We start from the raw sequence: 12948 nt of genomic DNA on the forward strand, positions 1-12948 counted from the left end.
GGGGAGCGGGGAATGGAGATTGCGTCCAAGGGGCAATTGCGGCTGGCGTTCCTGCGCTGGGCGATCGTCACCGTTCCGTTCATCCTGCTGCTCGGCTTCACCTCGGCCCGCATCGCACCGACCGGGGCCGACAATCCCTGGTACCAGATGCTCGAAAAGCCGGCGCAGACCCCGCCGGACTGGGCCTTTCCCGTGGCATGGGCGGTCATTTATGTGCTGATGGGCCTGGCGCTGGCGATGATCATCAACGCGCGCGGATCGAAGCTGCGCGGCCCGGCGCTGGTGTTGTTCGCGGTGCAGATGGGCGCGAACCTCGCCTGGTCGCCCTTGTTCTTTGGCATGCATCAGCCATTCTGGGCATTCGTGCTGATCGGCGTGATCCTGGTGCTGGCGCTCGCCACGACGGTGATGTTCGCGCGCATCCGGGTGGGCGCAGCGATCCTGATGCTGCCCTATCTTGGCTGGCTGTGCTTTGCCGGATGGCTGTGTTTCCAGATCGATCAGCTCAACCCCAATGCGGCAACCCTTGTCCCGGCGCAGTCGGCGCCCCAGATGAGTATTTGAATTTGGTTCAGCTGCGCTGAACGCGCGGTGCCAGCCCGCTCCCCCACCCGGCCACCCAGCGGTAGCATGATATGGGTGGCCGGGTGGGGGAGCGGGCTGGCACCGTCCAGGAGCAAAAATATGCAGAGCGACAACCGCATTTTCGACGATTTCGTGAAGTTCGTGAACGGCGCAGCCGGCACGATGGCCGGCATGGCGCGTGAGGGCGAGAGCGCCGCGCGCGAGCGGTTCAAGAGCTTTGTCGGCGGCATGGATTTCGTGGCGCGCGACGAGTTTGAGGCGGTGAAGGCGATGGCGGTCGCTGCGCGCGACGAGAATGACGCACTGCGTGCGCGGATCGAGGCGTTGGAGGCGAAGCTTGCCGACGCTCCTGCCGCTGCCAAGACCGCGAAGCCCAGAAGGCCGGGGGCGGGCCTCTAAACCCGTTTTTCCACATCTATTTCCGCCGCGTTTACGCTAACTGCTTGTGCAGCGCGGCGAGGATTGGCACCAACTGCGCCAGGCAAGGGCCGGGCGGAGGACGACCGGAATGCTCGATGAGAGCGAATATGAGCGCGACGACGATGCCGCGCCGATCGACATGCTGGAAAGCTACTTCGCTGCGCATGGCTGGAGCCATACGCGCGAAGAGGATGAGGTCGTTGCCAAGGTAAAGGGCAGCTGGACCGAGTACGAACTGCGCGCGATCTGGCGCGAGGATGACGGGGTGCTGCAGTTTCTGGCGTTCCCGGATGTCCGCATCCCTGACGAGCGGCGCGGCGCGATCTACGAGACGATTGGCCTCGTCAACGAACAGCTCTGGGTCGGCCATTTCGAATTGTGGTCGTCGAGCGGCATCCTGCTCTACCGCCACGCTGCGATGATCCCCGGCGACGACGGCGCGTCGATCACGCTGCAGCACACCGAATTGCTGGTCGAAAGCGCGATCGACGAATGCGAGCGCTTCTACCCGGTGTTCCAGTTCGTCCTGTGGGGCGGAAAGACGCCGAAGGAAGCGATCGCCGCCGCGCTGATCGACACGCAGGGCGAGGCGTAGGCCACTCCGACAACCGCCGCGTCGCCCCGGGATCGAGCCGGGCCAAGGCTTTTTCGACCGGCTACGGGGGTGGGGCGACGTCAAGCCTTGGCAGCCGGTCGTTTCAAGGCTCTGCCCGCGATGGCCAAACGGCTTAAATTGGCTGGAAAGCTGCCGATAATTTGCAGCTACATCATCTGTGTTTGCGCTTGAAGCGACTTGCCAGCCAGCCCAGCGCGCACCCGCTCAAAGGCACAGCAAAGGCTATGAAATAGCCGACGCCTGCGAGTGCATCGCCGCGTGTTGGATCTGCACCTAGCCAAAGATAATAGGCGATTGCCATTCCGAAGCCGAGAACCGTGGCAGCGGCAATCGCGTAGGTCAGACACCGAAATACAAAGCCGGCGATGCAGCCCAGGGCGAATGCGGCAATTCCCACCATATCTATCATGATCATCCCTGTCCGCCGGGTATCATGATGCGTTCATCAGCGAAGGTCCGCAACGGGGGCGTGTGCCGCCGTTCCGCTTTATGCGTTTACCGTAGTGGATAATACCGGGCACACCGTCTCCAGCGCGCCCGGCACCCCTTACCCCTCCGGCCCGATTGTCTTCACCACCTTGCCCGTGTCGTCGAGGAAGTCGATTGCCGCGCCGCCGTCGGGCGCGACCTTGAGCATCAGGCGGGGCTTGCCGCTCGCGTCCTGCAGCATCACCACCGACGCCTTGTCGCGCGATTTGCCGACGAACAGGCGGCCCGCACCCTTCGACGCATCGGGGCGGATCGCGGCCTTGCCCTCGGCCTTGGTGAACATGCTCTCGGCACCGCGATCGGAGATGATCAGCGCGGCGCTGTCGCGGCTGCCATTGTCGGTCTGGACGATCTGCACGGTTTGGTCATTTTCATAGCGGTCGAAGGTCAGGCTCGCCCCCGCATTGACCTTGTCGCCGTCCTTCTTGCCGGCCCAGATCAGACCGCCATTCTCGGTCCCTTCGTCGTTCATGAACAACATGCCGGCGGCAAAGGCGCGGTCGGGGCGGGCGATCTCCTCGCCCTTGTAGAATGCGCCGGGAAAGCGGCCCTTGCTGGCAATCACCAGCCGCAGTGTGCCGTCGGGTTCGCGGACATTGATCCGCTCGACGTCGATCGTCCCGAATTTCTGCGGCTTCGTCGCCGCCACCAGCGTCACCGCCGCGATCGCTACCGCTGCACCCGTCACCAGACCCTGCCAATATGCCATTCAATCCCCCAAAAAAGTTGCGGATGCGAAACCTACCCGCGCGGCAGGCGGGGTCAACTCGCTATGCGCGGCGATTGGGCTTGACGCCCCGCCACGCTTCTTCGACGGGCGAAGGGGCGTAATGGAGCTGTGGCAATGACGACCCCCAAGACCCTGTGGCTGATCGGATGCGGCAATATGGCCGGGGCGATGCTGCGGCGCTGGATCGCGGCAGGCGCGGTGCGGGGGGAGGATGTGTTCGTTCTCAACCGCAGCGACCGCGCGCTCCCCGAAGGCGTGCGGCAGGGCAGGGCGCTTCCCGACGGCGCGTTGCCCGATGCGGTGATGCTGGGGGTGAAGCCGCAGCAACTCGACGGGATCGCCGAACAGATTGCGGCGCGGATCGCGGGTGCGCGGATGTTGGTGTCGATTCTGGCCGGGGTCGAGGAGGCTGCGCTGGCGACGCGCTTCGATGCCGGCTCGATCATCCGCGCGATGCCGAACCTGCCGGTCGAGATCGGCAAGGGCGTGGTGGCGCTGCACAGCGACAGTGCCGACGACCCTGCGCGTGCGGGGGGACAGGCGCTGATGGCGCCGTTGGGGCTGGTTGAATGGGTTGATGTCGCGCAATTCAACGCTGTGACCGCGCTGGCGGGCAGCGGTCCGGCCTTTGTTTATCGCTTTATCGACGCGCTGGCCGAGGCGGGGGCGGCGGTTGGCATTCCGGGCGATCAGGCGCTGCGGCTGGCGCTGGCAACGGTGGAGGGCGGAGCGTTGCTCGCCGCCCAGTCCAGCGACACGCCCGCTGCGCTCGCCGACAAGGTGGCCAGCCCCGCCGGTTCGACGCGCAAGGGGCTGGACGTGCTCGACGCCGATGCCGCGCTCGTCAGGCTGCTCACCGCCACCCTCGAAGCGTCAGAGCGCCGTAACGCCGAAATGGCGGCCGCCGCGCGCGGCTGAGGCGGAACGTCCAACCCCCTGAAAACGTTGTCCCGCCAATATCCTATCCACGGAGGCGATGATGGCGACCAAGACTCAGAGCAGAGCGACCCAAGCAGACAATCAGGCCCGCGATGGCAAGGGCCGGTTCAAGGACGAAGGCGGCTGGGGCGGCAGCTTCGGCGCGATTGCCGGCGCGACGGCGGCCGGTGCCGCGCTCGGCGTGCTGGCGATGCTGGGCCGCAAGGCCGCAGTGCAGTCGCCGACCTTGCTGGCAGGCGACTGGATGGACGGGCTGATTGCCGAGCATCAGGCGGTGCTCAAGCTGCTCGACGCGATCGAGGCGACCGACGACACCGCGACCGCGCGCCGCACGCTGATGCTGACTCAGCTCAAGCATGCGCTGGCCAAGCATGCGATCGAGGAAGAAAATGTGATTTACCCGGCGCTGCGCGAAGCCGGGAAGGTGGCGGAAGCCGATGAGCTCAACAGCGAGCACGGCTATGTGAAGCAGCACCTCTACGAGCTCGACAACATGCCCGCCGCCAGCCCGCAATTTCTGGCCACGATCCGCAAGCTGCGCGGCGAGCTGGAAGAGCATATGAAGGACGAGGAAGAACGCCTGTTCCCGCAGCTGCGCGCCAGCCTGTCGGACGAGAAGAATGCGGTCCTGACCAAGGCAATGAACCGCGAAGGGTTCAAGGTGGCGTGACCTTATAAGCCCTTCCGCTTCAGGGGAGGGGCTTATTTGCCGCCCAGATCGGACACCCGTTTGCGCTCGTCGGCGGGGATCAGGCCTTCGAGCACTGCCCAGAACCCCCCGACCGCCGCCTGTCCCGCCGAGGAATAGGCGGCGGTCATTTTTTCGCGCAGGGCATCGAACAGTTCGGCCTCCAGCCGTGCCCCCTCGGCGGTCAGGCGCAACAGGCGCTGGCGGCGGTCTTCGCGTCCCGGCCGCGTCTCGATCAGTCCGCGCTCAGTCAGGTCGGTCAGTACGCGGCCGAGCGATTGTTTGGTGATCGCCAGCAACGCGATCAACTCGCCCACGGTGATATCCGGTTGGCGCGCCACGAAATAGATCGCACGGTGATGCGCGCGACCCAGCCCCTGCGCCGCCAGCCCTTCATCGATCGAGCGAGTAAGGTGGCTGTAGCCGAAATAGAGCAGCTCTACCCCGCGCCGGATTTCGGCTTCGCGCAGGAATAGCGGGGACGCAGTTGGGACAGCCATGTTGACCTGTTTTGCCATCGGCCTTAGGTCAGCGCAACGATCAATTCAGGAGAGTGAAGTGAGCAGCACGCCGTTCCAGATCGAAGCCAATCCGGCTCCCGTCGACGCGAACGCGCGAACCCGCCTGCTCGCCGACCCCGGATTTGGCAAGCTGTTCACCGATCACATGGCGATGATCCGCTGGTCGGATGCAAAGGGCTGGCATGACGCGAAGATCACCGCGCGCGGCCCGCTGATGCTCGATCCGGCGACCGCCGTGCTGCATTATGCGCAGGAGATTTTCGAGGGACTCAAGGCCTATCGCCTGAGCGACGGCGGCACCGCGCTGTTCCGTCCGCAGGAGAATGCCCGTCGCTTCCGCGAATCGGCGCAGCGCATGGCGATGCCGGAACTGCCCGACGATCTGTTCATCGGCTCGCTTGAAGCATTGGTTGAAGCCGATCGCGACTGGATCCCGAGCGTTGAGGGCGGGTCGCTGTATCTGCGCCCGTTCATGTTCGCGAGCGAGGTGTTCCTGGGCGTCAAGCCGGCGAGCGAATATCTCTACCTCGTCATCGCTTCACCCGCCGGCGCCTATTTCAAGAGCGGGGCCAAGGCGGTGACGATCTGGGTGTCCGACCATTATACGCGCGCTGCGCCCGGCGGGACCGGCGCTGCCAAATGCGGCGGCAACTATGCCGCGAGCCTGGTTGCGCAGGCCGAAGCGATCAAGCAGGGCTGTGACCAGGTCGTGTTCCTCGACGCGGCCGAGCGGCGCTGGGTCGAGGAACTGGGCGGCATGAACCTGTTCTTCGTGTTCGATGACGGCAGCATCGTCACCCCGCCGCTGACCGGCACGATCCTGCCCGGCATCACCCGCGATGCGATCATCACCCTGGCGCGCGACCAGGGGATGACGGTGCGCGAGGAGCCCTATGCGATGGACCAGTGGGAAGCGGATGCACAGAGCGGGCGGCTGGTCGAAACCTTCGCCTGCGGCACTGCTGCGGTGGTCACGCCGGTCGGACAGGTCAAGAGCCGCGACGGCGGCTTCACCATCGGCAGCGGCGGTCCGGGACAGGTCACCGAGGCGCTCAAGGCGCGCCTGACCGCGATCCAGCGCGGCGAAGCGCCGGACCCGCATGGCTGGGTGCATCGGTTCGGCTAAATTCTCTTTTCAGGCGGTGCGCGGCGCTCTAAGGGCGTCGCTTCCGCGATGTTGGGGCGTAGCCAAGCGGTAAGGCAGCGGTTTTTGGTACCGCCATGCGCTGGTTCGAATCCAGCCGCCCCAGCCAGTCCGACGTCGTGATCGGCCCTTAGACGCGGAAGCAAGGGCATCTTTTGAGCAGAGACCGCGCCGCAACGGCTGGCCGGGGAGGTGGGTTGGTCCATCGCCGTGCAGCACCCGCGGACGCCCCCCGATCAATCTGTTCGACCCATGCGACAGTTCCGACTTGCTCTCGATCGCAAGCCATGAAACCGAGGAACGGATCACTGCCGCCAGGATTTCCAGCTACATGACCAACATGATCGCGCGTGCACTGCCCTTTTCGCGCACCAGGATCGGGCTCGGTACCGCATTGGGCGTCGGCGGCGCGCTGATCTTCTTCCTGATCACGGGTGCCCTCGCTTATTCGAACATGCTGACGCTGCGGGCCGACACCGCCAGGGTCGTCCACACGCATGACGTGATCACCGAACTGGGCAATTTGCTGTCCGCGACGCAGGATGCGGAAACCGGGCAGCGTGGCTTTCTGCTCACCGGCAACAACCGCTATCTCGAACCCTATCAGGACGCGATCACGCGGGCGGATGCCAGTGTGAGCACGATCCAGTCGCTGACCAGCGACAATCCGGTGCAACAACAGGCGTTGCGCCGTCTCAAGCCCCGGCTCGACGCGCGTTTCGCCGAGCTGCGCGAGACGATCGAGCTGCGTCGCGCGCGGGGCGTGTCGGCTGCGCTGGATATCGTGAACACCGATCGCGGCAAGGTCCAGATGGACGCGGTGCGCGCACAGATCGATGCGATGCGGGCCGAGGAGCGGCGGCTGCGGACGGCCCGGCTGCAGCAAATGGACAGCGCCTATGCGACCGCGACGCTCAGCGGCGTCCTCGCCGCGATCCTGGGCATCGGACTGACGCTCGCGGTGGGATTCCTGGTCCATCGCAGCACCGTTGCGCGGCAACGCCAAGCCTGGCTGCAGGCCGGCGAAGTCGGACTTAGCCAGGCGATGCTGGGCGACAAGACCGTGCATCAGCTCAGCGAGAGCATCCTCGATTTCCTCACCCCCTATCTCGGCGCACAGGCAAGCGTATTGTTCAAGGGCGAGCATGGCGCGTTCGAGCGGATGGCGACCCTTGGGGTGCCGGGGGACGCGACCGTGACCCAACGGTTCCGCCTGCGTGAAGGCATGCTCGGGCGGGTCGCGGCCGATGGCGCGCCGGTGGTGCTCGACGATGTGCCCGAGGGGTATCTGACGCTGGGTTCGGCGCTCGGGCGCGACACGCCGCGCCACCTCGTCATCGCCCCGCTCAACGCCGATGGCACGACCAACGCGGTGCTCGAATTCGGCTTTCTGCATCCCGTGGACGCGGGAGCGATGGAGTTGCTGGAGCGCATCGCACAACCCGCCGGCGTCGCCCTGCGCACCGCCAAATACCGCAGCGAGCTGCAGGCGTTGCTCGATGAAACGCAGCGCCAGTCCGAAGAGCTGCAGGTGCAGAGCGAGGAGCTTCGCGTCTCGAACGAGGAGTTGGAAGAGCAGGGGCGTGCGCTCAAGGAATCGGCCGTGCGGCTGGAGCAGCAGCAGGTCGAGCTGGAACAGACCAACACCCAGCTGGAGGAACAGGCGCAGCTGCTGGAAGCGCAGCGCGACGATCTGGCGCGGACCAGTGCTGCGGTCGAACTGAAGGCGCGCGAGCTGGAGCAGGCAAGCCAGTACAAGTCCGACTTCCTCGCGAATATGAGCCATGAGCTGCGCACGCCGCTCAACTCGCTGCTGATCCTGTCGAAGCTGCTCGGCGACAATCCCAATGGCAATCTGACCGACGAGCAGACGCAATATGCCCGGACGATCCAGGCGTCGGGCAACGACCTGCTCAACCTGATCAACGACATCCTCGACCTGTCGAAGATCGAGGCGGGGCATGTCGAGATCGATCCACAGGCGTTGACGCTGGCGCGTCTGACCGCCGATCTGCGCCAGATGTTCGACCCGATTGCCAAGGACAGGGGGCTGAATTTCAGCATTGAAGTCGCCAGCGATGCGCCCACCGCGATCGGCACGGACCGCCAGCGGCTGGAGCAGGTTCTGAAGAACCTGCTCTCCAACGCCTTCAAATTCACCGAAGCAGGCGGAGTATCGCTCGCAATCGCGCCGGTCGAGGGCGACCGGCTGGCGCTGACCGTTACCGACACCGGCATCGGCATTTCGCCCGAACAGCATCAGGCGATTTTCGACGCGTTCCGTCAGGCAGACGGCGCAATCAACCGCAAGTTCGGCGGTACCGGCCTTGGCCTGTCGATCTCGCGCGAGCTGACGCGCCTGCTCGGCGGATCAATTTCGCTCAAGAGCACGCCCGGCGTCGGTAGCAGCTTCACCGTCACGATTCCGCTCGATTACGATCCCGCGCTGGTCGAAGCCCGCGTGGAGCCGAGCGCGCCTGCCGCGCCCGCGCCCGCAATCACCCCGCCGCGCCGCGCGCCGCGGCTGGCGCCGGTCGAGGATGATCGTGACCGATTGGAAGGCGCCCGCCGCGTGCTGCTGGTGGTCGAGGACGATCAGGTCTTCGCGGGAATCGTGCGCGATCTGTCGCGGGAGGCGGGGTTCCAGGCCCTGGTCGCCGGCACCGCCGAAGAGGCGCTCGACCTCGCCCGTCAACATCGCCCGAGCGCGATCGTGCTGGACCTTGGCCTGCCCGACCAGTCGGGCCTTGCCGTGCTCGACCGGCTCAAGCGCGAGGATGCGACGCGTCACATCCCGATCCATGTCGTATCGGCCAGCGACCAGACCCAGACCGCATTTTCGCTCGGCGCGATGGGCTATCTGCTCAAGCCGGTGAAGCGCGAGGACCTTGCCCACGCGCTCGAAACGCTGGAGGCGCAGCTGACCCGCACGGTCCGGCGCGTGCTGATCGTCGAGGACGATGCCGTGCAGCGCGACGCGGTGGGCAAGCTGTTGGCCGGACCCGGGGTCGAAACGGTCGGCGTCGGCACCGCCGCCGAATGCCTTCAGCTGCTGCGCGAGCAGACCTTCGACTGCATGGTGCTCGACCTGACGCTGCCCGACGCGTCTGGCTTCTCGCTGCTCGAAACGCTGAGCGAGGACGAGGCGCACGGCTTCCCGCCGGTGATCGTCTATACCGGCCATGACCTGTCGCGCGAAGACGAGCAGAAGCTGCGCCGCTATTCGAGCTCGATCATCATCAAGGGCGCGAAATCGCCTGAGCGCCTGCTCGATGAGGTGACGCTGTTCCTGCACCAGGTCGTATCCAAACTGCCACCCGAACAGCAGAAGATGATCCAGCAGGCGCGGCACCGCGATGCGTTGCTGGAGGGCCGCCGGATCCTGATCGTCGAGGACGATGTCCGCAACGTCTATTCGCTGACCAACATCCTCGAGCCGCGCGGCGCGAAGGTGGCGATCGCGCGCAATGGCCAGGAGGCGCTCGACGCGCTCGACAGCGCCGCTGGCACGCCGGAGGCAATCGATCTGGTGCTGATGGACGTGATGATGCCGGTCATGGACGGCCTTGAAGCAACGCGGCGGATGCGGCTCGACCGGCGCTGGTCGAAGCTGCCGGTGATCATGCTGACGGCCAAGGCGATGCCGGACGATCAGGCCAATTGCCTCGCCGCCGGCGCCAATGATTACATGTCCAAGCCGCTCGACGTCGACAAGCTGCTGTCACTGGTGCGCGTATGGATGCCGCGTTGACCCGGGGATCGACCGAAGCGGTCGAGGATATCGAGATTCAGCTGCTGCTGGAGGCGTTGTTCCGCCGCTATCATTACGACTTTCGCCATTATGCGCGGGCGTCGATCAAGCGGCGGTTGCGCCAGGCGCGCGAGCAACTCGGCTTTTCCGATTTCACGGCGATGCAACAGGCGCTGCTGCACGGCGATACGCTGGTCACGCGCCTGCTCGACTATCTCACTGTCCAGGTGAGCGAAATGTTTCGCGATCCCGGCTATTTCCGCGCGATCCGCGAACAGGTGCTGCCGCATCTGCGCACCTATCCCTCGCTGAAGTTATGGATTGCCGGGTGCAGCCAGGGCGAGGAACTCTATTCCTTCGCGATCCTGTTGCTTGAGGAAGGCTTGCTCGACCGGACGCTGATCTATGCGACCGATATCAATCCCGCCGCGCTGGAAGCGGCGCAGAGTGGCGTCTATGCACTCGATCGGCTTGCCGCATTTACCCAGAACCATCAGCGCGCGGGCGGCAAAACTTCGCTGTCGGACTATTATACCACCGCCTATGGCCGGGCCGTGTTCGACAAGAAGCTGCGCGCGCAGGTCGTCTTTTCCGACCATAGCCTGGTGACCGACGCGGTGTTCGCCGAATGCCAGTTCGTGTCCTGCCGCAACGTCATGATCTATTTCGACCGGCCGCTGCAGGATCGCGCGGTCGGGTTGTTCAAGGATTCGCTGACGCGGCGCGGCTTTCTCGGCCTAGGGTCAAAGGAAACGCTGCGCTTCTCGGCGCATGCCGACGCGTTCAGCGAATTCGTGCGCGAGGAGAAAATCTACCAGCGGCGGGACGGATGAGCGGCCCGCCCCCGCAGGCGGTGGTGATCGGCGCATCGGCGGGCGCGGTGCAGGCGCTGTCCGCAATTCTGCCGCGCCTGCCGGCCGACTATCCCGTGCCGGTGCTGATCGTCGTGCATGTCCCCGACGGGCCATCCGGCCTGACCGCCCTGTTTGCCAGCAAGTGTGCGATGGCGTTCCGCGAGCCTGAGGACAAGGAGCCGATCGTGCCGGCGACCGCCTATCTCGCCCCCCCGGGCTATCACATGCTGGTCGAGGCGGACCGCAGCATTGCCCTGTCCACCGACGAGCCGGTGCTGTTCTCCCGCCCATCGATCGACGTCCTCTTCGAAACCGCCGCCGACAGCTACGGTGCCGGGCTGACCGGCATCATCCTGACCGGTGCGAATGAAGACGGCGCGCGCGGCGCCGCCGCGGTACACAAGGCGGGCGGGACGGTTCTGGTCGAAGACCCGGCAACGGCCTATGCCGCAGCGATGCCGACGGCCGCGCTGATGCGCTGTCCGGCTGCAGCCGCGATGTCGCTCGACGGGATCGCCGATCATCTGCTTAACCTTGGAACATCATGAGCAACGCGCCCGAACCGATCTATTTTCTGCTCGTCGATGATCTCGAGGAGAATTTGCTCGCGCTCGAGGCGCTGCTGCGGCGCGACGGCCTTTCCTTTCTGCGCGCGCGGTCGGGGGAGCAGGCGCTGGAACTGTTGTTGCAGCACGAGGTCGCGCTGGCGCTGCTCGACGTGCAGATGCCGGGCATGGACGGGTTCGAACTGGCCGAGTTCATGCGCGGCAATGCGCGCACCCGGCATGTGCCGATCATCTTTGTGACCGCCGGCAGCGCCGACATCCAGCGGCGCTTTCGCGGCTATGAGGCGGGCGCAGTGGACTTCATCCAGAAGCCGATCGAGCCCGATATCCTGCGCGGCAAGGCCAATGTGTTTCTCGAACTCTATCAGCAACGTCGCGCGCTGTCCGATGCCGCCGACCAGCTGGAGAGTGAGGTGCGCAAGCGGACCGCCGAGCTTGAGCATACGCTCGCACGCCTTCAATCGGAGATCGCCGAGCGCGAGCGCGCCGAAGCATCGCTGCGCCAGAGCCAGAAGATGGAGGCAGTGGGTCAGCTCACCGGGGGGATCGCGCACGATTTCAACAACATGCTGACCGGAATCATCGGGGCGCTCGATCTCATGCGGCGCAAGATTGCGGCCGGGCGGATCGAGGAGATCGATCGCTACATCGACGCGGCCAGCACCTCGGCCGGGCGCGCGGCATCGCTGACCCACCGACTGCTGGCCTTTTCGCGCCGCCAGTCGCTCGATCCGCGCCCGCTCGACATCAATGACCTGATCCGATCGATGTCGCCGCTGGTCGAACATGCGCTGCCCGAACGGATCGAGTTGGTGGTTTCCTATGGGACCGACCTCCCGCATGCGCTGGCCGACGCCAATCAGCTTGAAAATGCGGTCCTCAACCTTGCGATCAATGCGCGCGATGCCATGCCCGATGGCGGGCGGCTGACCATCGAAACCAGCCTCGTCGATGTCGATGCCACCCATAGCGCGACGCGCCCCGGTCTGCCGCTCGGCAAATTCGTCCAGGTGTCGGTGTCCGACACCGGCACCGGCATCCCCGCCGACGTGCTCGAAAAGGTGTTCGAGCCGTTCTTCACGACCAAGCCACAGGGGCAGGGGACGGGCCTGGGCCTGTCGATGGTCTATGGTTTTGCGCAGCAGAGCGGCGGGGCGGTGCGGATCCACAGTCAGCCGGATCTCGGCACATCGGTGAAGCTATATTTGCCGACGACCAGTGCGCGCGCCGTCGCCGTCGAAGCGGCGCCGAGTGCAAGCTATCGGGGTGCAGGGCAGCGCGTATTGATCGTGGAAGACGATGATGCGGTGCGCATGCTCGTCTGCGAAGTCCTTCATGAACTCGACTATGAAGCGATCGAAATCTCCGACCCGACCGCGGCGCTGCCGTTGCTGGCGTCGGACGCGCGCATCGACCTGATGGTGTCCGATATCGGAATGCCCGGTCTCAATGGCCGGGATCTCGCCAATGCCGCGCGCCTGCATCGGCCCGAGCTGCCGATCCTGTTCATCACCGGCTATGCCGAACAGGCAACCCAGCGTGGTGCGTTTCTGGGTGAGAACATGTCGATGATCACCAAGCCGTTCTCGCTCGAGACGCTGGCGATGACGATCAACGCGTTGATCGGTGAAGGCCGGTAACCTTT

13 protein-coding genes and 1 tRNA gene are annotated in these 12948 nt (G+C 65.3%); 11 read left to right on the forward strand and 3 right to left on the reverse strand.

Annotated elements, in window-relative coordinates; all coding sequences use genetic code 11:
• The first annotated feature begins 12 nt into the window (after window positions 1-12).
• The 3 genes from ACRYLO_RS04290 (at window position 13) to ACRYLO_RS04300 (ending at window position 1600) form a co-directional block, all read left to right on the forward strand.
• Window positions 13-564, forward strand: coding sequence for a TspO/MBR family protein (locus ACRYLO_RS04290; protein ID WP_482659030.1), 552 nt, complete (start codon window positions 13-15; stop codon window positions 562-564).
• A gap of 120 nt (window positions 565-684) precedes the next feature.
• On the forward strand, window positions 685-984 hold the full coding sequence (locus tag ACRYLO_RS04295; protein ID WP_482659031.1) for an accessory factor UbiK family protein: 300 nt from the start codon (window positions 685-687) through the stop codon (window positions 982-984).
• A 109-nt stretch (window positions 985-1093) separates the two neighbouring features.
• On the forward strand, window positions 1094-1600 hold the full coding sequence (locus ACRYLO_RS04300; protein ID WP_294018071.1) for a type III secretion system chaperone family protein: 507 nt from the start codon (window positions 1094-1096) through the stop codon (window positions 1598-1600).
• Window positions 1601-1772: 172 nt separating this feature from the next.
• Here the strand turns inward: ACRYLO_RS04300 and ACRYLO_RS04305 are convergent, their stop codons facing one another.
• Window positions 1773-2036: a hypothetical protein gene (locus tag ACRYLO_RS04305; RefSeq protein WP_482659032.1), complete on the reverse strand. Its 264-nt coding sequence runs from the start codon at window positions 2034-2036 to the stop codon at window positions 1773-1775.
• 132 nt (window positions 2037-2168) lie between these two features.
• Complete coding sequence (locus ACRYLO_RS04310; protein ID WP_482659033.1) at window positions 2169-2819, reverse strand: hypothetical protein; 651 nt, start codon at window positions 2817-2819, stop codon at window positions 2169-2171.
• A 135-nt stretch (window positions 2820-2954) separates the two neighbouring features.
• Between ACRYLO_RS04310 and proC the strand changes: the two genes are divergently transcribed.
• Together proC and ACRYLO_RS04320 are read left to right on the forward strand one after the other, a co-directional pair.
• The gene (gene proC / locus ACRYLO_RS04315; protein WP_482659034.1) at window positions 2955-3758 is read left to right on the forward strand and encodes a pyrroline-5-carboxylate reductase; all 804 of its coding nucleotides are present in this window, start codon (window positions 2955-2957) and stop codon (window positions 3756-3758) included.
• 61 nt (window positions 3759-3819) lie between these two features.
• A complete protein-coding gene (locus ACRYLO_RS04320; protein WP_482659035.1) occupies window positions 3820-4449 on the forward strand; it encodes a hemerythrin domain-containing protein in 630 nt (209 codons plus the stop codon).
• 32 nt (window positions 4450-4481) lie between these two features.
• Here ACRYLO_RS04320 and ACRYLO_RS04325 read toward each other — a convergent pair whose 3' ends face one another.
• Complete coding sequence (locus ACRYLO_RS04325) at window positions 4482-4967, reverse strand: MarR family winged helix-turn-helix transcriptional regulator (protein WP_482659036.1); 486 nt, start codon at window positions 4965-4967, stop codon at window positions 4482-4484.
• A 79-nt stretch (window positions 4968-5046) separates the two neighbouring features.
• On the opposite strand from ACRYLO_RS04325, the gene ACRYLO_RS04330 reads away from it, so the two are divergent.
• The 6 genes from ACRYLO_RS04330 to ACRYLO_RS04355 all read left to right on the forward strand — a co-directional run bounded on the left by ACRYLO_RS04330 (window position 5047) and on the right by ACRYLO_RS04355 (window position 12943).
• Entirely contained in the window at window positions 5047-6114 is a 1068-nt protein-coding gene (locus ACRYLO_RS04330; RefSeq protein WP_482661669.1) for a branched-chain amino acid aminotransferase, read from the forward strand.
• Between the two features lie 52 nt (window positions 6115-6166).
• A tRNA-Gln gene (locus tag ACRYLO_RS04335) sits at window positions 6167-6241 on the forward strand.
• 231 nt (window positions 6242-6472) lie between these two features.
• Window positions 6473-9883 carry a response regulator gene (locus ACRYLO_RS04340; protein WP_482661670.1) on the forward strand — a complete coding sequence of 1137 codons (3411 nt, stop codon included), beginning with the start codon at window positions 6473-6475 and terminating at the stop codon, window positions 9881-9883.
• Window positions 9868-10716, forward strand: coding sequence for a CheR family methyltransferase (locus ACRYLO_RS04345; RefSeq protein WP_482659037.1), 849 nt, complete (start codon window positions 9868-9870; stop codon window positions 10714-10716). The genes ACRYLO_RS04340 and ACRYLO_RS04345 overlap by 16 nt, the downstream gene beginning before the upstream one ends.
• Window positions 10713-11285 carry a chemotaxis protein CheB gene (locus tag ACRYLO_RS04350; protein ID WP_482659038.1) on the forward strand — a complete coding sequence of 191 codons (573 nt, stop codon included), beginning with the start codon at window positions 10713-10715 and terminating at the stop codon, window positions 11283-11285. Before ACRYLO_RS04345 ends, ACRYLO_RS04350 begins: the two co-directional genes overlap by 4 nt.
• Window positions 11282-12943 (forward strand): response regulator, encoded by a 1662-nt coding sequence (locus tag ACRYLO_RS04355; protein ID WP_482659039.1) that lies wholly within the window; start codon window positions 11282-11284, stop codon window positions 12941-12943. The genes ACRYLO_RS04350 and ACRYLO_RS04355 overlap by 4 nt, the downstream gene beginning before the upstream one ends.
• Window positions 12944-12948 lie beyond the last annotated feature (5 nt).

The sequence above is a fragment of the Sphingomonas sp. SDUR79 genome, assembly GCF_056821745.1.

Coding starts and splice junctions, on each gene's coding strand:
- ACRYLO_RS04305 (WP_482659032.1), bottom strand. CDS start 2,036: ATGATCATGATAGATATGGTGGGAATTGCCGCATTCGCCCTGGGCTGC.
- ACRYLO_RS04325 (WP_482659036.1), bottom strand. CDS start 4,967: ATGGCTGTCCCAACTGCGTCCCCGCTATTCCTGCGCGAAGCCGAAATC.
- ACRYLO_RS04295 (WP_482659031.1), top strand. CDS start 685: ATGCAGAGCGACAACCGCATTTTCGACGATTTCGTGAAGTTCGTGAAC.
- ACRYLO_RS04310 (WP_482659033.1), bottom strand. CDS start 2,819: ATGGCATATTGGCAGGGTCTGGTGACGGGTGCAGCGGTAGCGATCGCG.
- ACRYLO_RS04300 (WP_294018071.1), top strand. CDS start 1,094: ATGCTCGATGAGAGCGAATATGAGCGCGACGACGATGCCGCGCCGATC.
- ACRYLO_RS04340 (WP_482661670.1), top strand. CDS start 6,473: ATGATCGCGCGTGCACTGCCCTTTTCGCGCACCAGGATCGGGCTCGGT.
- ACRYLO_RS04345 (WP_482659037.1), top strand. CDS start 9,868: ATGGATGCCGCGTTGACCCGGGGATCGACCGAAGCGGTCGAGGATATC.
- ACRYLO_RS04320 (WP_482659035.1), top strand. CDS start 3,820: ATGGCGACCAAGACTCAGAGCAGAGCGACCCAAGCAGACAATCAGGCC.
- ACRYLO_RS04350 (WP_482659038.1), top strand. CDS start 10,713: ATGAGCGGCCCGCCCCCGCAGGCGGTGGTGATCGGCGCATCGGCGGGC.
- ACRYLO_RS04355 (WP_482659039.1), top strand. CDS start 11,282: ATGAGCAACGCGCCCGAACCGATCTATTTTCTGCTCGTCGATGATCTC.
- ACRYLO_RS04290 (WP_482659030.1), top strand. CDS start 13: ATGGAGATTGCGTCCAAGGGGCAATTGCGGCTGGCGTTCCTGCGCTGG.
- proC (WP_482659034.1), top strand. CDS start 2,955: ATGACGACCCCCAAGACCCTGTGGCTGATCGGATGCGGCAATATGGCC.